This window comes from Streptomyces sp. NPDC058401 (assembly GCF_042722885.1).
Taxonomy (GTDB): domain Bacteria; phylum Actinomycetota; class Actinomycetes; order Streptomycetales; family Streptomycetaceae; genus Streptomyces.
Window position 1 is genome coordinate 18,350 of record NZ_JBHXKA010000072.1, and the last position, 21,524, is coordinate 39,873.

Sequence of the window (21,524 nt, forward strand, 5' to 3'; positions counted from 1 at the left end):
CCGGCACTCTAGAACGCGTTCTAGGTTGCCCGGTGAAGGAATGTATAACGCACGCCCCAGCACTTGGGAAGACTCCTGACGATCTGTCAGCCACTCTTCGCGCACGGCGCGTTGCGCCGGTACGGGACACTTCGCCCCTACCCTGACCGGGTGGACGAGATGCCCGTTTCCCAGCGCCCTGCCCGATCCCTGCGGGTGCTCCTGGACCCGCCGAACCCGGCCCTGGCGGTCCTCCTCGGCCTCCAGCCGGACATCAAGGTCGTGACTTCGCCGCTGGCCCGGCCCGCGGTGGCCCTGACGGAGTCGGTGGAGCGCGTCCCCGCACTCCTGGCGGAGGATCCGGAATGCCGGATCCTGGTCCTGACCGGCTCCGCCCATCCGGGCCTGGCAGAGGCCGCCCTCGCCGCCGGCGCGGCCGGACTGGTCCTGCGGGACGGCCCGGTCGAAGACCTCGCGGACTCCGTCCGCCGCGCCTCCCGGGGGGAGTCGGTGGTCGACCCGGCGCTGGAGACACCCCGGGCACCGCAGGCCTCGTAGGCCCGCAGGCCCCGTAAGCGCGCAAGCCTCGTAGGCCCGACCGGACATGCGCCCGCCCCGCGGATCCTCCGGGAGGATCCGCGGGGCGGCTCGATGGCGGCGCGAAGGGCCAACGCGTGGTGGTCAGCCGGCGGCGGGGGCCGTCCAGTCGTCGACCGTCCGCGACGGATCCAGGGCGACGGGCAGCCGCTCCAGCCCGCGGAAGGCCGGGAAGGGCCCCTTGAGCCACTCCTCGTGTCCCGGCTCCGGGGTCGCCAGGACCATGTCCGGGAAGCGGTCGAGCAGGGCCGTCAGCGCGGTCTCCAGCTCCATGCGGGCGAGCGGCGCACCCAGGCAGTAGTGGGGTCCGTGGCCGAAGCCGAGGTGGGTGCTCTGCAAGCCCTTGCGCGTCACGTCCAGGGTGTCCGGTTCCGCGAACTTCTCCGGATCGCGGTTCGCGGAGGAGATCGCGATCTGCACCAGCGACCCCTTCGGCACGAGGACTCCCCCGATCTCCACGTCCTCCAGCGCGTAGCGGAACGTGGAGGTCTCCACGGAGCATTCGAACCGGACGAGCTCCTCGACCGCCTGGGGCAGCAGCCCCCGGTCCTCCCGTACGAGCGCCAGCTGGTCGGGGTGGGACAGCAGCGCGAAGACCGCGTTGCCGATCTGGTACGTGGTGGTCTTGTGGCCCGCGAAGAGCAGGACCCACATCATCGAGACGAGTTCGTCGTCGGTCAGGGCCCCGTCCTCGTGCTGCGTCTGGATCAGCACGGTCAGGAAGTCGTCCGCGGGCTGCTCGCGCTTGCGGGCGACCAGGCCGAGGAAGTAGTTCCGCAGCCAGTGCTCGGCCGCGGCCAGGTCGTCGGCGGCGTCCTTGCTGAACCGGGAGCGCGTCACCTGCCCGAACCACTTCAGGACGTCGGCGCGCTCGTCCCCGACGATGCCGAGCAGTTCACAGATGACCATGACCGGCAGCGGCAGGGCGAAGGCGGCCATCAGGTCGACGGGGGCGTCCGTCGGACACTTGGCGAGCAGTTCGCCGGCGAGCTGCTCGATGCGCGGGCGCAGCAGCTTGACGTGGCGCGGGGTGAAGGCCTCGTGGGCGATGTGCCGCAGCCGGGTGTGCCGAGGGGGGTCGGCGAAGATCAGGTTGTCGTCGAGGGCGTCGCAGGTGTCCCCGAAGACCGCGTGGTAGATGTCGATGCCCTCGTGCATGTCCTTGCCGATGCGCGGATCGGACAGCGCGAAGCGGGCGTCCTCGTACCGGGTGACGAGATACGTGTCCACCCCGTGGCGCGTGGTCAGCTTGGCGACGGGGGCCTGCTCGCGCAGCGACCGGTAGACCGGGTACGGGCACGTACGGTACTCCGGCGTGCCCATGGACACGGCCGCCACGGCCTCGCCGACGGGGAGGCCGCCACTCACTGCCACTGCGGGTTCGGTCGTCACGGCTCAGACCTCTCGTGGGGCTCGGGGCTCGACTGTCCAGCCACCTCACTCCCGCGGCCCGCGGCCCGCATAACCTCCGTTACCCCGTTCGGGCCCGAAACTACGCCCGCCTGAGGGGATCGGCCGGGTCCCCGACCTGTCCCGCGGCCACCCGCGCGGCCCCGCCATAAGGTCCCCCCATGCCGGACATCGCAGACATCACCCCGCCGGACGACGGCAGCCAGAGCAGGATCGACGTCCACCACCACTTCTGCGCCCCGCAGTGGCTGGAGTGGGCCGAAGGCCAGGGCCTGGCCAACCGCAAGGCCCTGCCGCCGTGGGCGCGCTGGGACGCGGCGGCGGCCCTGGAGCTGATGGACCGGGCGGGCATCGCCACCGCCGTCCTCAAGCCGATGCTCCCGGCCCGCTACGCGACGTCCGCGCAGCTGCGCGAGGCCACGGACATCACCCTGCGGGCGGCGGCAGAGGTGACGGAAGCCCACCCGGGCCGCTTCGCCTTCCACGCCCCGCTCTTCCTCGACGACCCGGACGTCTCGCGCTGGGCGCTGCGGCGCGGGCTCGACGAGCTGGGGGCGGTGGGGGTGAACGTGACCGCGAACTACGGCGGCGTCTACCTGGGCGACCCCTCCTACGACCCGCTCCTCGCCGAACTCGACGAACGGTCCGCCGTCGTGGACACCCACCCGCACAACCTGCCGGGGGCGGGCGGCGGGCCCGGGGCCGTGTCCGTTCCGGGGATCCCGAACTTCCTGTGCGACTTCCTGCTGGACACCACGCGGGCCGCCCTGAACATGATCCACAAGGGCACGCTGGACCGGTTCCCGAACCTGTCCGTGATCCTGCCGCACGCGGGCGGCTTCCTCCCGCACATCGCCACCCGCGTACAGGCCTTCGCCGGCGCGCTCACTCCGCCCGTCGACCCGGCGATGGTCCGGGACCACCTGCTCCGCTTCTACTACGACACCGCCGGGCCCATGTCCCCGGCGGGCACCCTGCTGGCGATGGCATCCCCCGACCGCATCCTCTTCGGTTCGGACTGGCCCGCGTGTCCCGCGGAGATGGTCACGGACGTGGCCCTGCCGGCGCTGGCGGGTGATGCTGCGCTGACGTCGGCGCAGCATCGGGCGATCAACCGTGACAACGCCCTACGCCTGATGCCGACCCTGTCCCCCCTCACCCCGGCCCGCACCTGACCCGCTGCGCGGAGCCACCCACACCTCCGGCTGCGAACCGTGCCTCTGCGCGGAGCCACCCCACCCCCGCAGCCCCGGCTGCGAGCGTGCCGCTGCGCGGGGCGGAGTTCCCCTACCCACCCTTCGCCCGTTCCCCGGACTCTGCCCGGACCCGCGCCTCAAACGCCGGCGGGGCTGAGGCTGTCCCCGGGCTCCGCCCGGACCCGGTCCTCAAACGCCGGACGGCTGTAATGCCTGCGCCCGGGGGCGGGGACGGGGGCGGGGTGGGGTGTTGGCCTGGACGTAGAGCGTGATTTGTGGCGCATGGGGAAGCCAAAACTGTCGAACGTAGGGGTCAGGGCGCCTAAATCATGCAGTCCAGGCCAACACCCCACCCCGACCCCGGCACCGCCCCACCCCACGCAGCAAACGCCGCACCGGCACAACCCAGCCCCGCCGGCGTTTGAGGCGCCCGGGGACGGAGTCCCCGGCAACGGCGCGGCGCCGCACAGGGCCACGGGCTACCGCCGCAGGAGGGTGACCACCGCCGCCCCGCCGAGGCCGATGTTGTGCGCCAGCGCAACCCGCGCCCCCGCGACCTGCCGCGCCCCCGCCGCGCCACGCAGCTGCCAGACGAGTTCCGCCGCCTGCGCAAGGCCCGTCGCCCCCAGGGGGTGCCCCTTGGAGATGAGGCCGCCGGAGGGGTTGACCACCCACCGGCCGCCGTACGTCGTCGCGCCCGACTCCACCAGCGCGCCCGAGCCCCCGTCCTCGCACATGCCCAGCGCCTCGTACGTCAGCAGCTCGTTGATCGAGAAGCAGTCGTGCAGCTCGATGACGTCCACGTCGCCGATCCCGAGCCCGGACGCCTCGAACACCGCCCGCCCCGCCGCCGCGGTCATCGGCTTGCCGACCACGTCGATGCAGGAGCCGGACGCGAAGGAGGCTTCGGTGTCCGTGGTCATGGACTGGGCGACGATCTCCACCGCCCGGTCCCCCAGCCCGTGCCGCTCCACGAAGCGTTCCGATACGACCACCGCGGCCGCCGCCCCGTCCGAGGTCGGCGAGCACTGGAGCTTCGTCAGCGGCTCGTGGATCGTCTTCGCGGCGAGGATCTCCTCCACCGTGTAGACGTCCTGGAACTGCGCGTTGGGGTTGTTCGCCGAGTGGCGGTGGTTCTTCGCGCCGACGGCCGCCAGCTGCGCGGCCGTGGTGCCGTAGAGCTTCATGTGTTCCCGGGCCGCGTTCCCGAAGATCTGCGCGGTCGGCGGGGACATCTCGAAGCCGTGCCCGGCGGCCATGATCCCGTAGTGCCGGGCCACCGGCGAGGTCTTGAAGTCCCCGCCGTCGGCTCCGCCGCCCAGCGCGCCGCGCTTCATCTTCTCGAAGCCGAGCGCGAGCACGCAGTCGTTGATCCCGCCTTCGACGAACTGCCGGGCCATCATCAGCGCCGTCGAGCCCGTCGCGCAGTTGTTGTTGACGTTGTAGACGGGGACTCCGCTCAGGCCCAGTTCGTACGCCGCCCGCTGGCCGGCCGTGGAGGCCTGGAAGCAGTAGCCCACCGGTACCTGTTCGACCAGCCCGTAGTCGATGCCCGCGTCCGCGAGCGCCGCGTCACCGGCCTCCTTCGCCATGTCCCAGTACTGCCAGTCCCTCGACTCCGGCTTCTCGAACTTCGTCATGCCGACGCCCACGATGTACGACTTCATGCGTGTCACCCCTACCTTTCAGTCCCTGGGAAGGCCGAGGATCCGCTCGGCGACGACGTTGAGCTGGACCTGCGTGGTGCCCCCGGCGATGGTCAGGCAGCGGGACATGAGCATGCCGTGCACCGCCCGCTTCCCCGCCCCCTCGCTCACCGCGCCCGCCGGTCCCAGCAGTTCGAGCGTGAGCTCGGCGGTCCGCTGCTGGTGCGGGGTCTGGACGAGCTTGCGTACGGACGCGCCCGCGCCGGGTTCCAGTCCGGAGACCTGCTGGAGCGTGGTGCGCAGCCCGATGCAGGCCAGGGCGTGTGCCTCGGCGGCCAGGGCGCCGATCCGCACCCGGTACCCGCCTTCGAGTTCGGCGGAGCGGGCGAGCAGCGCTTCCAGGCCGGTGTCGAAGGTCATCTGGTCGGCCATGTGGACGCGTTCGTTGCCGAGGGTGTTGCGGGCGACCTTCCAGCCGCCGTTCTCGGCGCCGACCAGGGCGTCCGCGGGGAGCGGCACGTCGTCGAAGTAGACCTCGTTGAAGAGGGCCTCGCCGGTGATCTCCTTGAGCGGCCGGATGTCGATTCCGGGGGTCTTCATGTCCACCACGAAGTAGCCGAGGCCCTTGTGCTTGGGGGCGTCCGGGTCGGTGCGGGCCAGCAGGATCCCGTAGTCGGCGCTCTGGGCGGAACTGGTCCACACCTTCTGGCCGTTGACGATCCAGGAGCCGTCCCCGGAAGGCGACCGCTCCGCCTTGGTCCGCAGCGAGGCGAGGTCGGAGCCGGCGCCCGGCTCGGAGAAGAGCTGGCACCAGGTGACGTCCCCGCGCAGCGTGGGGAGCAGGTAGCGCTCCTGCTGTTCGGGGGTTCCGTAGGCGAGGAGCGAGGGCACGACCCAGGTGGCGATGCCGAGGTCGGCGACCTTGACCCCGGCGGCCGCGAGTTCCTGCTGGACGACGAGCTGTTCGACGGGTCCGGCGCCGAGCCCGTACGGGGCCGGCAGGTACGGGGCCGCGTACCCGGTGGGCGCCAGTACCCGGCGTGCGGTGGCGGGGTCGAGCCCGGCCGCGTCCGTGATGGCGCTACGGGCCTTCGCGCGGTGGGTCTCGGCCCGCGCGGGCAGCTCCAGGCGCAGTTCGCGCCGCGCGCCCGCGGCGGCGAGCCGGACGGCCCGGACCCGGTGGCCGTCGCCGGAGCCGAGGAGCTGGCGGGCGACGAGGGAGCGGCGGAGGTAGATGTGTGCGTCGTGCTCCCAGGTGAAGCCGATGCCGCCGAGCACCTGGACGCAGTCCTTGGCGCAGGAGTACGCGGCGTCGAGCGCGGTGCCGGCGGCCAGCGCGGCCACCAGTGAGCGCACCTCGGCCGGTTCCTCGGTGGCCTGTGCGGCGTCCCAGGCGAGTGCCCGGGCCTGCTCCACGCGCACCAGCATGTCGGCGCACAGGTGCTTGATGCCCTGGAACTGCCCGATGGGCCGTCCGAACTGTTCGCGCACCTTCGCGTACTCGGCGGCGGTGTGCAGCGCCCAGGCGGCGGTGCCGCAGGCATCGGCGGCGAACAGCACGCAGGCGAGGTCCCGTACGAGCGCGGCGTCGAGTTCCAGCAGGGCGCCGGGCCCGGCGGTGACCCCGCGGGCGCGGACCTCGGCGGTGGGCCGGGTCGGGTCGGCGCTGTCCTGGGTACGGACGTCCAGCGCGGCGGCGTCCACGGCGAACCAGCGGGTTCCGTGCGCGGTCTCGGCGGCGAGCAGCACGAGGTCGGCCTCGCCCGCGCCCAGGACCGGCGGCGCGGTCCCGTCGAGGAGGTAGCCGCCCTCCACCGCGACGGCGGTCAGGTCCCCGGGTCCGAGCGCCACGGCGCCGACCCGGCCGCCGAGGGGCTCGGCCCCGGCCCGGTCGAGGAGTACGGAGGCCAGCACGCTCGGCAGGTACGCCCCGGGCAGCGCCGCCCGGGCGGCCTCCTCCACCACGACGGCCAGGTCGAGCAGGGTGCCGCCCTCCAGGTGCGGCTCCAGCAGCCCGGAGGCGAGCAGCCCGTCCCAGTAGGCGGGCCGCGAGCCCGTCTGCGGCGGGGTGTCGAGGAGTTTGCGGACCTCCTCGGGCGGCACGGCCCGCGCGACCCAGCCGCGTACGGCCTCGGCCAACTCCCGCTGTTCCTGTGTGATTCCGATGCCCATGCGCGGCAGAGTAGAACACGTTTCATTCTGACGGAAGGTCAGAACTGGAACATGTTCTCGCTCCGGCGGGCAGCCCCTGGGGACATGCGGCCCCGCTGTCAGTGCCCGCTGCGACGATGCCCGGACACCACGGAAGCGGGAGAGATCATGGGAACCTGGGACGTCGGCCCCTTCGACAACGACACCGCCGCGGACTTCTCCGGCAGCCTCGACGAGGCACCCGAGGCCGAGCGGTCGGGCCTCATCCGCGCCGCCCTGGCGTGCGCGGCCGACACCTCCGGGTACCTCGACCAGGACGTGGCCGTGGAGGCGGTGGCCGCGGCCGCCCTGGTCGCCGCCCAGCGCCCCGGCGGCGAGCCCGTCACCACCCCCTACGGGCCGGACCTGCCCGTTCCCGAACTGCCGGCCGACCTGCACGCACTCGCCGTCCGCGCACTCGACCGGGTCGTCACCGAGCCCTCCGAACTCATGGACCTCTGGGAGGAGACCGACGCGCCCGGCCCCTGGCGGGCGACCGTCTCCCGGCTGCGGAGCGTCCTCCTGTGAACCTCGCCACGGGGACCGTCGCACCCGGCCCCCGCTGGGACACCGGGGTGGCGCAACACCTGGGCGGCGGGCTGGCGATGATGCTGTCCAGCGACCAGGGTGCGACGCTCGGCCTCTTCGCACGGACCGACCCCGACGCAGCGACCGCCGAGCCGGCCGCTCCCGCCTCGCCCGTCACGATGCGGATGCAGCGCCGCGCGCTGATCCTGGATGCCGACGGCTACGAGACGCCCGTCTTCAGCCCGGACGGACGGCACTTCGCGATCCAGGGCAACGCGTACGAGTACTCGCTGGGGGTCTTCGCGTTCCCTTCCCTCCGCAGCGTGCCGGCGACGACGCTCGGCGAGTACGGTCGACCGGACACCTGGTCGCGCCACACCATCGCGTTCGGAGCCCGCCCCGGCGTCCTGCTGACCGACGGCTCCCGGACGTGGGAGGCGGACGAGCTGGCGGAGGTGACGACCGCGACCGCGGAGGATCCGATGTGGCTGCGGCTCCAGGCGGCCGTCAACAGCGTGTCCGGCCGGGACGGCTGACCGGTCAGAACAGGCCGGTGTACACGTGCTGCCAGTCGGTGATGGCCTGGGCGATCGGCGAGGTCGCGCCGATCGCCGTACCCGCGTTGGCGATGGCGCTCAGTGCGAGCCGGGCCCTGGTGCGCAGCGGGCGCTCGTCCGGGTTGGCGGCGGCCGCGGAGACATCCGCGAGGTTGTCCAGGAGCTCCGCCCGCTGCTGGTCGGAGAGGGCCGTCTCCTGCTGGATCGCCGCGTTGAGGGCGTCGATCGCCGCCGCCGAGCGGTCGTCGCCGCGCTCCATGATCGCCGCGACGTTCGAGCCGATGAACTGGATGGTGTCGGCGATGTTCACCGCGCCGACGTTGCCGTGGATGGTGACCGGCCGGCTGGGTTCGCCCATGCCGGACCGGTTGGTGTACTCCTGCATCTGAAACGAAACCTCCGTCAGGTAGTTCAACGTGATGGCCAGGTAGGCGAGGTGCAGGCGCCGGCGGACGTCGGCGGTGACCGCGTTCTGCGGCCAGCGGGCGACGGCCTCGGCCCCTTTGGTCGTCCGGCGGAAGCGGGCGGCGACCTCGGTGGTCAGGAAGCCGTCCAGGAGCCCGCCGCCGAGCTCCCAGTCGGACTGCTCCAAGGGCACGGTCCCCGCGGCCAGCCGGGCGAACCGCCGGGTGCGGTCCAGCAGGAACTCGGTCAGCCGCTCGTCGACCGCCGAAGGCGCGACGTCCGCCGCGAACCGGGCGTCCTGGGGCGGCCGCAGCAGCCCGGCCGGTTCGAACGGCGGGCGGGAGCCGAGGCCCTGCGCCGCGCGGCGCAGGCCGTCCCGCAGGGCTGCCAGCAGCTCGGTCCATTTCCCCTCCGGGAGCACCGGAAGGTGCTGCGGCCCCGGGAAGGCGTAGAACCGGCTCGGGCCGTCCAGCATGCGGGCGGCTTCCCGGGCCGCCGTCTCGACGGGTCCCAGCTCGACCACCGACGGGTCCAGCACCTTGAACAGCCTCTGCCGGGCGGTCGACCAGGCGAGAGCCCGGAGGACCCAGGCCGCCGCCGCGGGCGTGAGCCGCGAGCCCGCCTCGGTCGGCTCCCAGCCCAGCTCTCCGCCGGGCCGCCGGAAACGGCCCGGTTCGCATCCCCCGTCCGGCAGCCCTTCCAGTTCGCGGACGAGTCGCCGGGCCTCACCGGCCACGGCCCGGGTCAGGTCGGTGAGCGTCTCCCCCAGCAGCTGCCGGCCCTGGGCCGCGTCCGGCAGCGCCAGCGTCCGCCCGCTGCGCAGGGTCACCGGACGCAGGGCGATGTGCTCGGAGCGGCCTGCGACCCTGCGGCTGCCGGCCGGACCGGGCAGGTGGCGGTTATCGTCCTGCGGGGGCCGCCGTGCCCGGCCGCCCGCCCGCCAGACGTCCACCTCGGCCTGCAGCTCGTCGCGCCTGCGGGTCAGCTCGGCCTGCCGCTCGTCGCGCCTGCGGGTCTGCTCCAGGTGATCGCGGCGGAGCACCGCATGCCTTTCGGCTATCGCCCTCTTCTCCCGCTCCGGCGCCTTCTTGTTCCAGTACGCGGCCCCGAACCCGATCGCACCGACCCAGAAGATGAAGTCGGCGAGCCCGGCATTGCTGCCGTGCACCGACAGCATCAGGACGATCCAGCCGACGATCCCCCACCCCATGCCCCACCCCGCCCCCGCGTGTGCAACGGCATCCATGCTCGCAGGGGCGGGCGGCTTCGACACCGGGCGTTCCGGCCGCCGGAGGGCGGAAACCGGCCGGGTGCCGGACGGGCGCCGCACGGACACCGCACCGGATCAGGAGCGCTCGTAGTAGTAGCCATCGCCGTGCGAGGGGCCCACGTTGTGCTGGAGGCCGGCCGGCAGGCTCTTGGTGAAGAAGGAGGGGTCGAGGACCTCGCAGAACTGGCTGGTGGACTTGGACTTGTCCACGGCCGCCGAGCCGATGTTGATCCGGGTGCCGCCGGAGGCCAGGGAGGTCACCTTGGCGATGTGCTCGCAGTGGCCCAACTGGGTCTCGCTGATCAGGCGGACCGACCCGGACTTGGTGATGATCACCGTGCCCGGCTGGCCGATGTTGAGGTCGGCCTTGTAGGTCCAGGTCCCGGCGAAGTACGCGGGCACCGCGTCGCCGCCGCCGGAGCCGCCGCCGGGCGAGCCGCCGCCGCTGGGAGAACCGCCGCTCGGGGAGCCGCCGCCGCTCGGGGAGCCCGCGCCTCCCGGGGTGGCGCCCGTACCGGTGCCTCCGGCGGCGGGGCCGCCGCCGCCCTGGGTCGCGCTGCTGCCGCCCGGGGTGCCGGCGCCCCCGCCGGGGGTTCCCGCGCCCGCCGCCACGCCCGCCGCCGCGCCCTGCCCGGCTGCGGCCTGGCCGCCGTCCGGCACCGGTGCGGTCGGGTTCTGGGGAGCCTGGGGGCTCTCCGCGTTCGGGGTGCCGGGGGCCGGTGAACCGCTCGGCGCCGAAGGGGAGCCGGCGGAGGCGCCGGGCGTCACGGGCGCACTGCTCGCCGGGGGCGTGGCGAGCACCCCGCGGCCGTCGCCGCCGAACGGCTGGAGCAGGACCACCGTGCCCCCGCCGACGGTGAGGACGAGGACCACCGGCACGGCGATCGTCAACCGCCGCCGCGCCCTGCGTGGTTCGCGCTGCGCCGCACCGCCGCCGGTGGCCGGGCCGGTGGCCGGGCCGGCGCCTTCCACCGCCTCCACGACCTGCTCGCCGGACTCCCCCGCCGCTCCCGCCTCCGGGCGCAGCCCGAGCGTCGCCCGGTCGGGGGCCGGCGGCTCGGGCACGGGTACGGGCACGGGTACGGGCGCCTCGGCCGGTGGCACCGCCTCCGCGTCGAGCAGCCGCGCCGCCTGCCGGGCCAGCCGTTCCACCACCCCGGGCGGCAGCCACGCCCCGCCGGGCGCCGCCGGGAGGACCCGCTCCGGGTCCGCGAGCAGCTCGTCCACGCCCGGCCGTTCCTCCACGCCCTTGACCAGGCAGCGGCCGATCAGCGCGCGCAGCGGGGCGTCCGCCACCCGCTCCAGGTTCGGTTCGCCCTCCACGATCTGGAACATCACCGCGTGCTGGTTGCTGGCCCCGTGCCCGAAGGGCAGTTCGCCCGTGGCCGCGTACATCAGGACGCAGCCGAGCGTGAACACGTCGCTCTTCGCCCCGGCCCGCTGCCCGCGCACCTGCTCGGGCGACATGAACCCGGGCGAGCCGACGACCATGCCGGTGCTGGTGAGCAGCGATTCGACGGAGGTCTCCAGGGCGCGCGAGATCCCGAAGTCGATGACCCGGCTGCCCTCGACGGTCAGCATCACGTTCGACGGCTTGAGGTCGCGGTGCACGATCCCCGCGGTGTGGATGTCCTTCAGCGCGTGCAGCAGCCCGTCCGCGAGTGCGTGTACGGACTCCACGGGCAGGGGGCCGTACCGGCGCACGATCTGCTCCAGCGAGAGCCCGGGTACGTATCCGGTGGCCACCCAGGGCCGGTCGGCGTCGGGGTCCGCGTCCAGGACGGGTGCGGTGTACCGCTCGCCGACCTTCCGGGCGGCGTCGATCTCGCGGCGGAACCGGGCCCGGAACTGCGCGTCGGCCACGTGCTCCTCGTGCACCACCTTCACCGCAACGGTGCGCCCGCCCTCGGAGCGGGCCAGGAACACCCGGCCCATCCCGCCCGCGCCGAGCCGCCCGAGGAGCAGGTACGGCCCGATCCGGCTCGGGTCCCCGGCCGCGAGCGGCTTTATGCCGCCGTCGACGTTGTCATCACTGCCGCTGCCCATGCTGCCCGTCCCCCGGTGCTCCCCTACGGGCGGCCGTCCGGTCCACCCCGTCGAACTCACCTCAGGTTAGGGCCAGTTCGTTCGAGCCCCGAAGGCGAGGCCGGACGGGCGAGAAGAACACGGACGGAATGAAGGGGTCCGCAAGGCGGACGACGGCGACTTGAACGCGTTCAATGTCTATGCGAGGGTGCGACATGAGTTCTTGAGCCCATCGGTCGCGCACGCGGCCCGCGGAACTCTCCGGGGGTGGAGTGTGCCGCGTTCCTGTCGTACCGCGACGCTGACCTTGCTCGCCGCATCCCTCGCCCTGACGGCCTGCGGCAGGTTCACCGTCATGCCTCCACCTGAAGGCGACCCGGTCATCCTGGAGCCGGCCGCGCTCGCGACCACCTGGGTCGACGCCGACGGCGGCACCCTCTCGCTGAGCCGGGACGGCACGTTCCTCGCCGACGAGGTCTGCGTCGCCGTCGACTGGTACGACAGTCTGACCTGGTCCGGAACGGGCACCTGGAAGCAGAGCTCCAACGAGGAGCAGAGCTTCCTCACCGTTTCCTTCAACACCGCGCACGCCGTGGGCTACAGCGGGGCCCACCCCGAGATGGAGCGGAAGCCCGACTCCTACGCAGCCCTGAGGCAGGGCAAGGCCCTGAAACTCTGGACCGCCACCGGCGATCCGGACAACGACTACCCGAACTGCGTCCTGAGCAGCCGAGCACGCTGACCGGTCGCCGCTCTGTCGCTCAGAGCCCGCGGACGAACTCCGCGAAGGCGGCGGGGGCGACGGTGAAGACGGGGCCGTCGGGGACTTTCGAGTCCCGGACGGCGATGCGGCAGGGCTGGGGGGCGATCTCTACGCAGTCGCCGCCGGTGTCGCCGCTGTACGAGGCCTTGCGCCAGGCGGCTGCGCCGAGGGGGGCGCACTCGACGCACTCGCCACCGGTGTCACCGCTGTACGAGGACTTACGCCACTGCGCTCCGGTCAGGTTCTGGATGGTGTCCATAGCGTTCCTCCATTACGCAGGCGATCAGTTCCGCCGACTTCTCCACGGAGAGCGCGGCGGCCTGCAGGTGATCGTAACGGAGCGAACCCTCCCTGAGGGCTGCCGGATTGGCCGTCATGTGCCCCTGGACGAAGTCCTCGGTGTAGACGATGTCCGGGTCATCCTCGAAGCGCAGGAGGGTAAACGAGCCCATCTGCCCGGCGTGCGCGCCCGCCTCGAAGGGCAGGATCTGCACCCGCACCCACTCCCGGTCCCGCAGTCCCAGCAGGTGCGCGAGTTGGTCCCGCATCACCTCCCGGCCGCCGACCTCCTGGTGCAAGGTCGCCTCGCTCAGCACTACCCACATCAGCGGCGGGTGCTCGCGCTCCAGGATCCGCTGCCGCTCCATTCGGGCGGCCACCTGCGCGTCGAGGCCCTTCTCGTGCCGTACGCCGAGCACGGCCCGCGCGTACGCCTCTGTCTGGAGCAGTCCGTAGATCAGCTGGGCCTGGAAGGTGGAGATGTACGCCGCCTTCGCCTCCATCTCCGCGTACGCCTGGAACCACGCGGGCAGTTGGCTGCGCAGCACCAACCCCACCAGCCGGGAGAACACCCCGCCCGTGCCCAGCGCCGCGTCGATCCGTTCCGAGAAGTCCCGGGTCGGGACCTTCCTCGCTGTCTCGATCTGGCCGATCAGCGAGGCCGCGCAGAATACGATGTCTCCCAACTGCCCCTGTTTCAGCCCGGCGGCCTCCCGCAGGCGGCGCAGTTCTGAGCCGTAGTAGTCCAGCGGAGAAGCGCTGGGGTCGAGACTGCGGATGTTGACCATGGAGCGGTCACCCCCAAGTTCACACCGTGCGGAGTTCGTTTCGGTCCATAGCCGAGCGTAACGACGTCGCTTCACTCTGATGTCATGAATCTCGCAACTGGTCATTCATCAGCAGGAATTGACGACAGTTACCGCATGGGCTTCACCGTCGGTGACCATTCGGCCCGCCATATGCGCCGCATCCTGCGGATGTTCCTCACGCAGTGGGAGCTCGACGCCCTGGCCGACGCCGCGGAGCTCGCACTCACCGAGCTGGTCGCCAACGTCGTGCGCCACGTCCCCGGACGGGGCTGCGTGGTCCTCATCCTGCGACAGCCGGCCGGGCTGCGCGTGGAGGTCACGGACGGCTGCCCATCGCCCCCACGACCGGCGCCCGACTCCGGGGAGCTCGGCGAGGGCGGTCGCGGCCTGCTGCTGGTGGCGGCGGTCACCGACCGCTGGGGCACGGATCCGGAGCTCACCGGGAAGACGGTGTGGTTCGAGTGCGACGCCCGACCCCCCGAGGCTCCGACCTCGCCCCGTACCGACCAGTAGTTGGTACGCCATCAACTCACCCTTCGAGACCCAGACTTCGGTCGCGTCAAGCGCACCAAGGCGGCATTGCCGGTCCATGGGTTTAATTTTATCGTCTGTTTACTCTATTCTCCCTCAGTGGACCGGCCGAAATGCCTGAGTCCACTGACTGCATCACTTGCATGGGGGAAATACGCGTGACAGCGCAAAAGCCTCCAATGAGGACACCTCATTGGAGTTCCACTGATGTGTGGACTTGGCCAAAGATGATTCGCCGCACCGCCCAGGGCATCGCCATGGCCGTGTGCGGATCCATGATCGTCGTGGCGGTACCCGCGGAGGCCGAAGCGGCCGAGCGGTTCAAGGTGCGGGGCACCCAGACCGAACCCGTGATGGACGGCCGGTCCGTCCCGGTCACCGCCCCGCCCAAGAGCGGGACGGCGGGGACGGAGCTGAAGAAGGCCCCCGAGTCCGCCTGGCCCGAGGGCGGTACGGCCCAGGTCGAGATCCCGGGCGCGGGCGGGAGCCTGCTGAGGCGGTCCGCGGCCCCGACGCCGCAGGCCGTCGGCGGCCTGCCGCTCACCCTCGCACCGGCCGGCTCCACCGCCGCCGGCTCGGCCGGCCCGAAGGGCGCGGCCCGGTCGGCCGCGGCGCCGGCCGTGGACCAGCGGTTCGAGGTCTCCGTCAAGGACCGCAAGGCCACCGGCAAGGCCGGTGTCCGGGGGCTGCTGATCGGCGTCACCCCCGCGGGCGGGCCCAAGGTCGCCGCACCCTCCCTCGCCGCGGCCGCCGATGCCACCGCGCCCGAACGGATATCCGTCGGCCTCGACTACTCGGCCTTCCGCAACGCCTTCGGCGCGGACTGGGCCTCCCGGCTGCGCCTCGTCCAGCTGCCCGGCTGCGCGCTGACCACGCCGGACAAGGCCGAATGCCGCGTACCCACGCCCCTGGAGGGCGTGACGAACGACGTGCCGAACAACAAGCTCTCCGCCGAGGTCCGCCTCGCGGCCGGCGCGCCCGTCGCACTGGCCGCCGAGGCGGGTGCCTCCGGCGACAAGGGCGACTTCAAGGCCACCCCGCTGGCCCCCAGCGGCAACTGGCAGGCGGGCGGCGCGAGCGGCGACTTCAACTGGACCTATCCGGTCGAGGTGCCCGCCGGTCCCGGCGACCTCGCGCCCGACCTGAGCCTGAACTACTCGGCCCAGAGCGTCGACGGCCGCACCGCCGCCAGCAACAACCAGCCCTCCCAGGTCGGCGACGGCTGGGAGATGATGACCGGCGGCTTCGTCGAGCGCCGCTACCAGCAGTGCTCCGAGGTCCCCGGCTCCGGTGTGGGCCCCAAGGACAGCAAGGGGGACCTGTGCAAGGCCTCCGAGAACGCGATCCTGTCGCTCAACGGCAACAACACCGAGCTGGTCCGCGACGACGCGACCGGCATCTGGAAGCCCGCCAAGGACGACGGCTCCAAGGTGGAGCTGCTGACCGGCGCGGCCAACGGTGACACCGAGGGCAAGCACTGGAAGCTGACCACGGTCGACGGCACCCAGTTCTTCTTCGGCCGGAACCGGCTGCCCGGCTGGACCGAGGGCAAGGCGACCACCGAGTCCGCCTTCACCGTCCCGCTGTACGGCAAGGACGGCGGCAAGCAGCACGCCTGGCGTTGGCAGCTCGACCACGTCGTGGACACCCACGGCAACGCGATGGCCTACTTCTACACGAAGGAGACCAACCGCTACGGAGCCAACGGCAAGACCGCGGGCGTCGAGTACACCCGCTCCGGCCACCTGAACCGGATCGAGTACGGCCACCGCGCGGACAGCATCTACACGGCCAAGGCCCCCGGCAAGGTGCTCTTCGACGTCGCCGAGCGCTGCCTGCCCGGAGCGGACTGCTCGGACGCCCTGTTCCTCCCGGCCAACGCCAAGAACTGGCCCGACGTACCCGTCGACCAGTACTGCGCACCCGGCAAGGAGTGCAAGAACCAGTTCGCCCCCAGCTTCTGGACGCGCAAGCGGATCAGCGCGGTCAGCACCCAGGTCCTGACGGCCGGTGCGTACAAGGACGTGGACCGCTGGGACCTGGAGCACAGTTTCCCCACCACGGGTGACGGCACCTCCCCCGGCCTGTGGCTGGAGTCGATCCAGCGCACCGGCAAGGCCGGCGGTTCCGTCGTGCTGCCGAAGGTGACCTTCTCCGGTCAGCAGCTGGAGAACCGCGTGGACGGCTTCGAGGGGCTGGCGCCCTTCATCCGCTACCGGATCAACGCGATCAACACCGAGTCCGGCGGCCGGATCGGCGTCACCTACTCGCCCCGCGAGTGCTCGGTCGCCGCCGGCGGCAACGTGCTGCCCGGCGCCGACGACTCCAACGGCATGCGCTGCTTCCCGGTCCTCTGGGCCGCGCCCGGCCAGCCGATCGGTCCGGACGGGCGGCCCAAGCCGCTGAAGGACTGGTTCCACAAGTACGTCACCACCGAGGTGCTGGAGAACGACCTCGTCGGCGGTTCGCCGACGATGGTCTCGCGCTACGAGTACGTGGGGAAGCCCGCCTGGCGCTACGACAACTCCGAATTCGCCCGGGACTCGGAGCGCACCTGGAACCAGTGGCGCGGCTACGAGAAGGTCCGTACCCGCACCGGTGACGGCCTCGACAAGAAGTCCCTCACCGAGAGCGTCTTCCTCCGGGGCATGGACGGCGACAAGCTCGCCGCGGGCGGCACCCGCCGGTCGGCGGTCGCCGACTCCGAGGGCAACACCGTCACCGACCACAACGAACTCGCCGGCACCACCCGCGAGATCCTCAGCTACAACGGCGACGGCGGGGCGCTCCTCTCCACCCGGTCCTACGAGTCCTGGCGCAAGGGCCCCACCGCCAGCCGTGCCCGCACCGGCACCGACGCCCTGACCTCGTACATGTTCAACAACGCGGTCGAGCACTCCCGGACCGCGCTCGCGGACGGCAGCTGGCGCCGGACCAAGACCCAGACCTCCTACGACGACCACGGCCTGGTCACCCAGGTCGAGGACCACGGCGACCTGGCCGACGACGGCGACCAGACCTGCACCCGCACCGAGTACGCCCGCAACACCGCCACGCACTTCGTGGACGCGGTGAGCCGCGAGGAGACCGTCTCGGTCGGCTGCGGCGCCACCGTGCAGCGCCCGCAGCACGTGCTGTCGGACGACCGCTCGTACTACGACGGCAAGGCCTTCGGCGAGGCACCGACGAAGGGCGACGTCACCAAGGCCGAGGAACTCGGCGAGTACAAGGACGGCGCACCGCGGTACGTCGTCGCGGGCACCGAGGCCTTCGACGTCTACGGCCGCAGCGTGGAGACCACCGACGTACTGGGCGCCAAGTCCACGATGGTCTACACCCCCGCCACGGGCGAGGCCGCGAACAAGGTCGTCGAGACGAACGCGCTCGGCCACACCGAGACCGAACTCATCGACCCGGCCCGCGGTCTGACCCTCACCGAGATCGACGCGGACGGGCGCCGTACCGAATCCGAGTACGACGCCCTGGGCAGGGTGACCAGGAGCTGGGGCGCGGGGCGCACCCGCACCGACCCGGCCGACACGATGTTCGAGTACGTGATCCGCAATGACGGACCCACGCTCGTGACCACCAAGTCGCGCCAGGACGACGGGAAGTACACCGTCCTCCACGAGTTCTACGACGGTCTGCTGCGCGAGCGCCAGACCCAGGCCACCCGCTCCGACCTGAACGAGACCACCGCCGCCCGGACCGGCCGGGTGGTCACCGAGCAGCACTACGACTCCCTCGGCCAGGTCGCGAAGGAATCCGGCCCCTACCTGGAGAAGGCGAACCCGTCCACCAGCCTGGTGGCGGTCCCCGACACCCAGGTCATCCGCCAGCAGCGCTTCGAGTACGACGGGGCGGGCCGCAAGACCGCGGACGTGCTCGCCAGCCTGGGCAAGGAGCAGTGGCGCACCACCACCTCCTACGAAGGTGATCGCCAGCACGTGGTCCCGCCCAAGGGCGAGGCTCCGTCCACGACGATCACCGATGTCGAAGGCCGGCTCGTCGAGCTGCGCCAGTACCAGGGCGAGCAGCCCGCCGGCTCCTACGACACGACGCGCTACACCTACACACCGCGTGGCGACCTGGAGTCGGTGACGAACCCGGTCGGCCAGCGCTGGTCCTTCGAGTACGACCTGCGCGGACGCAAGGTCAAGGAGACCGACCCGTCCCGGGGTCCGACCACGCACACGTACGACGACGGTGACCAGGCGACGTCCTCGACGGACGCGCGCGGTCAGACCATGTCGTTCGCCTACGACAAGCTCGGCCGCCGGACCGCGACGTACGCCGGTGCGGTCGCCGATGGCGGGAAGACCGCCGAGTGGACCTACGACACGCTGTCCAAGGGTGAGCTGACCCAGTCCACCCGGATCGCCGACGGCAAGTCCTTCACCACCGCCGTCACGGGCTACGACGAGGGCGGCCGCCCCAAGGGGAACCGGATCACGGTCCCCGCCTCCGAGGGCAAGCTGGCCGGTACCTACGAGTTCACCACGGAGTACACCTCCACGGGTGCCACGGCGTCCGTGCAGCTCCCGGCGGCCGGTGGACTCCCGTCCGAGAAGCTGGCCTACGGCTACAACGCCGCCGGTCTGCAGAGCACGCTCAAGGGTGCGGAGCAGTACGTCTCCTCCGCGAAGCACACCCCCTTCGGTGAGCTCCAGCAGTACCTCCAGGGAGCCGCGGGCCAGCGTCTGGTGCACACGAAGTCCTACGACGACGTCACCCGCCGGACCCACAAGACGTTCGTGGACCGCGAGGTCGGAGCGAGCACCCTGAGTGAGATCGGCTACGCGTACGACCCGATCGGCAACGTCACCATGATCGACGAGCTGCGGGAGGGCCAGGTCCGGGACACCCAGTGCTTCGCCTATGACCACCTCCGGCGGATGCGGGATGCCTGGACCGCCAAGCAGGACTGCGGCGCCGGCCCGTCCGCCGAGAGCGTGGGCGGTGTGGAGGCGTACTGGGACTCGTACACCTACGACAAGATCGGAAACCGGGCAGGGCAGACCCGTCACGCCGTCGACAAGGCCGGCGCCGACGAGAAGCGCACGTACAGCTACCTGCCCGGCAAGGAGCGCGGCACCCAGGCCAACACGCTGAGCAAGGTCGAGACCACGGGCCCGGGCGGCACCAGCTCGGACGAGTTCGGCTACGACGCCACCGGCAACACCGTCCTGCGCAAGGTCGGAGGCCGGGAGCAGCAGCTGACGTGGGATGCCGAAGGCAACCTCACCAAGGTCACCGAGGCCGGCAGGACCACGGAGTTCGTCTACGACGTGACCGGCCAGCGGATGCTGCGCAAGACCGCCGACGGCACCACCCTGTACCTGGGCGACACGGAGCTCACCCTCACCAAGGGCGGCACGGAGGTCACCGGCACCCGTCACTACACCCACGGCGACACCCAGGTGGCCAGCCGCACCGGCGACGGCAAGGTGGCCTACTTCGCTTCGGACCACCACGAGACCACCACGCTCTCGGTGACCGCGGACGGAGCCATGAACTCCGCACGCCGTTCCTTCCGCCCGTTCGGTGAGAGCCGCGGCGGCGCGGCGGGCAACTGGCCCAACGAGAAGGGGTTCGTGGGCGGAACGGTGGATGAGTCCACCGGCCTGACCCAGCTCGGGGTCCGGTCCTACGACCCCGCCGCAGGACGGTTCCTGTCGGTCGACCCCGTCGCCGACTTCCAGGATCCCCAGCAGCTGAACGGGTACGCGTACGCCAACAACAACCCCGTCAGCATCAGCGACCCGGACGGTCAGCTGATCCCCCTGCTGGCCGGAATGGCCGCACGGATGATCGCCCAGCGCATCGCACAGGAGATCGCGCGCAGGATCGCCATCGAGGCGGCGAAGCGGGCAGCGGCCGAGGCCGCCAAGCGGGCAGCCATCGAGGCGGCGAAGAAGGCCGCCGCCGAGGCCGCCAAGAAGGCCGCCGCGGAAGCCGCGAAGAAGGCTGCCGCCGAGGCCGCCAAGAAGGCCGCGCAGGAGGCGGCCAAGAAGGCCGCCGCCGAGGCCGCCAAAAAGGAGGCCGCGAAGAAGGCCGCCGCCGAGGCCGCGAAGAAGCAGGCCGCGAAGAAGGCCGCGCAGCAGCCGGCGAAGAAGCAGGCGCCCAAGGCCAACACGGCTGCCAAGAAGAACCCGCCGGCCAAGAGCACGGCCCAGTCCAGCAAACCGAGTGCGCCCAAACCGGCTGCCAAGTCCGGGCAGTCCGCGAAGTCCGGCTCGGGCAGTTCCGGATCGGGCAACGCCGGACGGACCGTGCAGGAAGGACAGCCGGAGAAGATCACGGGCTACACCAAACACGGCCTGAACCAGTCGATCCAGCGCAATGACGGGCGCGGCGTCAACATCTCGAAGATGGTCGACGCCGTGCGTGATCCCAAGAGCGTGACGCGGGCGGAAGACGCGCGCGGCGTCTCCTGGAAATTCGTCGGCAAGGGCAACAAGAAAGCCACGGTCGTCCTGGACGCCGCGGGTAAGGTCATCACCGCATTCGGCAAGTCACGCGGAATGAATCCGGGCAAGCGGTCGGCTCGCCCGAAGGACATGCACTAGCGGTAGTGGAGAAACACGGAAAATGAGCGGACAAGAAGGAATCCGGCCGGGCTGGTTCACGGGAACGGAGCGGCTGTACGACTTCCTCCTGGAACTCACCGCAGAGCAGCAGGAGTTGACTGCCATCTCCCGGTCCGCTTCCGCGCCGCCCGCAGACGGCCTGGAAAGGATTCTCGACTTCCTTTCCGACGAGCTGACGGCGAAGGGATTCGGCCCGGACTGGGAGATCAGCCCCCTGGGCCAGAACATCGAGACCCTCATCGACGTGTTCAACGAATTGGAGGAAGAGCTGGAGGACGACGAAGAAGAGGAAAACTAGGAACAATCGTGGACTGGCTCACCCCGGAGGAGGAATGCCTCCTCGTCAACGCGTCCGAGGGCGCCTCTCTGTGGGCGCTGCTCGCCGACTGGACCGAGTCGGAGGACGAGGAGGCCTGGCGCAGCGCCGTGCCCGCGTTCCTGCCGCTGGTCGAGTCCTGGGCGGCGCAGGGCTACCTGGAACCGTTCCGGGCACCCGAGCCCCCCGCGTACATCGGGGGAACCCCGCTGCGGGGACGCGAACTCGAAGCGGCCCTGCGTGACCCGGACACCTGGGAGTACCACGAGGACCACACGGTCGGGCTGTACGCGACCCCGGCCGCCACCGTCCTCGGGACGGATCCCGCGAAGCGCGCGGAGGGCGGCCCGGGGACCGGCGCCGCCTCCTGACCCCCTCGCCTCCGCACACCATCCGGCGGCCCGGGTTCCGAATTCCCTTCGGAACCCGGGCC

General features: G+C 71.7%; 16 protein-coding genes. 9 read left to right on the plus strand and 7 right to left on the minus strand.

Annotated elements, in window-relative coordinates:
• Positions 1–159 precede the first annotated feature (159 nt).
• Complete coding sequence (locus ACFWNV_RS24710; RefSeq protein ID WP_383951011.1) at positions 160–537, plus strand: DNA-binding response regulator; 378 nt, start codon at positions 160–162, stop codon at positions 535–537.
• A gap of 123 nt (positions 538–660) precedes the next feature.
• Here the strand turns inward: ACFWNV_RS24710 and ACFWNV_RS24715 are convergent, their stop codons facing one another.
• Positions 661–1,968, minus strand: a complete 1,308-nt coding sequence (locus tag ACFWNV_RS24715; protein ID WP_383950964.1) for a cytochrome P450 — start codon at positions 1,966–1,968, stop codon at positions 661–663.
• A 179-nt stretch (positions 1,969–2,147) separates the two neighbouring features.
• On the opposite strand from ACFWNV_RS24715, the gene ACFWNV_RS24720 reads away from it, so the two are divergent.
• Positions 2,148–3,161, plus strand: coding sequence for an amidohydrolase family protein (locus ACFWNV_RS24720; protein ID WP_383950967.1), 1,014 nt, complete (start codon positions 2,148–2,150; stop codon positions 3,159–3,161).
• Between the two features lie 500 nt (positions 3,162–3,661).
• On the opposite strand, the gene ACFWNV_RS24725 is transcribed toward ACFWNV_RS24720, so the two are convergent.
• Together ACFWNV_RS24725 and ACFWNV_RS24730 are read right to left on the minus strand one after the other, a co-directional pair.
• Positions 3,662–4,849, minus strand: coding sequence for a lipid-transfer protein (locus ACFWNV_RS24725; RefSeq protein ID WP_383950970.1), 1,188 nt, complete (start codon positions 4,847–4,849; stop codon positions 3,662–3,664).
• A gap of 18 nt (positions 4,850–4,867) precedes the next feature.
• Positions 4,868–7,000 (minus strand): acyl-CoA dehydrogenase, encoded by a 2,133-nt coding sequence (locus ACFWNV_RS24730; RefSeq protein ID WP_383950973.1) that lies wholly within the window; start codon positions 6,998–7,000, stop codon positions 4,868–4,870.
• A gap of 147 nt (positions 7,001–7,147) precedes the next feature.
• Between ACFWNV_RS24730 and ACFWNV_RS24735 the strand changes: the two genes are divergently transcribed.
• Together ACFWNV_RS24735 and ACFWNV_RS24740 are read left to right on the plus strand one after the other, a co-directional pair.
• Positions 7,148–7,546 carry a DUF4259 domain-containing protein gene (locus tag ACFWNV_RS24735; RefSeq protein ID WP_383950975.1) on the plus strand — a complete coding sequence of 133 codons (399 nt, stop codon included), beginning with the start codon at positions 7,148–7,150 and terminating at the stop codon, positions 7,544–7,546.
• A complete protein-coding gene (locus ACFWNV_RS24740; RefSeq protein WP_383950978.1) occupies positions 7,543–8,082 on the plus strand; it encodes a hypothetical protein in 540 nt (179 codons plus the stop codon). The genes ACFWNV_RS24735 and ACFWNV_RS24740 overlap by 4 nt, the downstream gene beginning before the upstream one ends.
• A gap of 4 nt (positions 8,083–8,086) precedes the next feature.
• On the opposite strand, the gene ACFWNV_RS24745 is transcribed toward ACFWNV_RS24740, so the two are convergent.
• A complete protein-coding gene (locus tag ACFWNV_RS24745; protein WP_383950981.1) occupies positions 8,087–9,754 on the minus strand; it encodes a hypothetical protein in 1,668 nt (555 codons plus the stop codon).
• 99 nt (positions 9,755–9,853) lie between these two features.
• Entirely contained in the window at positions 9,854–11,824 is a 1,971-nt protein-coding gene (locus ACFWNV_RS24750) for a protein kinase (protein ID WP_383950984.1), read from the minus strand.
• A gap of 334 nt (positions 11,825–12,158) precedes the next feature.
• Between ACFWNV_RS24750 and ACFWNV_RS24755 the strand changes: the two genes are divergently transcribed.
• Entirely contained in the window at positions 12,159–12,545 is a 387-nt protein-coding gene (locus ACFWNV_RS24755) for a hypothetical protein (protein WP_383950987.1), read from the plus strand.
• A 19-nt stretch (positions 12,546–12,564) separates the two neighbouring features.
• Here the strand turns inward: ACFWNV_RS24755 and ACFWNV_RS24760 are convergent, their stop codons facing one another.
• Both ACFWNV_RS24760 and ACFWNV_RS24765 read right to left on the minus strand, forming a co-directional pair.
• Positions 12,565–12,825, minus strand: a complete 261-nt coding sequence (locus ACFWNV_RS24760; RefSeq protein WP_383950990.1) for a DUF397 domain-containing protein — start codon at positions 12,823–12,825, stop codon at positions 12,565–12,567.
• Positions 12,785–13,633, minus strand: a complete 849-nt coding sequence (locus ACFWNV_RS24765; RefSeq protein ID WP_383950993.1) for a Scr1 family TA system antitoxin-like transcriptional regulator — start codon at positions 13,631–13,633, stop codon at positions 12,785–12,787. Before ACFWNV_RS24765 ends, ACFWNV_RS24760 begins: the two co-directional genes overlap by 41 nt.
• A gap of 135 nt (positions 13,634–13,768) precedes the next feature.
• Between ACFWNV_RS24765 and ACFWNV_RS24770 the strand changes: the two genes are divergently transcribed.
• The 4 genes from ACFWNV_RS24770 to ACFWNV_RS24785 all read left to right on the plus strand — a co-directional run bounded on the left by ACFWNV_RS24770 (position 13,769) and on the right by ACFWNV_RS24785 (position 21,462).
• Entirely contained in the window at positions 13,769–14,167 is a 399-nt protein-coding gene (locus tag ACFWNV_RS24770; protein WP_383950996.1) for an ATP-binding protein, read from the plus strand.
• A gap of 245 nt (positions 14,168–14,412) precedes the next feature.
• Positions 14,413–20,754 carry an RHS repeat-associated core domain-containing protein gene (locus tag ACFWNV_RS24775; RefSeq protein WP_383950999.1) on the plus strand — a complete coding sequence of 2,114 codons (6,342 nt, stop codon included), beginning with the start codon at positions 14,413–14,415 and terminating at the stop codon, positions 20,752–20,754.
• 22 nt (positions 20,755–20,776) lie between these two features.
• The gene (locus ACFWNV_RS24780; RefSeq protein WP_383951002.1) at positions 20,777–21,073 is read left to right on the plus strand and encodes a hypothetical protein; all 297 of its coding nucleotides are present in this window, start codon (positions 20,777–20,779) and stop codon (positions 21,071–21,073) included.
• Positions 21,074–21,081: 8 nt separating this feature from the next.
• The gene (locus tag ACFWNV_RS24785) at positions 21,082–21,462 is read left to right on the plus strand and encodes a hypothetical protein (protein ID WP_383951005.1); all 381 of its coding nucleotides are present in this window, start codon (positions 21,082–21,084) and stop codon (positions 21,460–21,462) included.
• Positions 21,463–21,524: the final 62 nt, after the last annotated feature.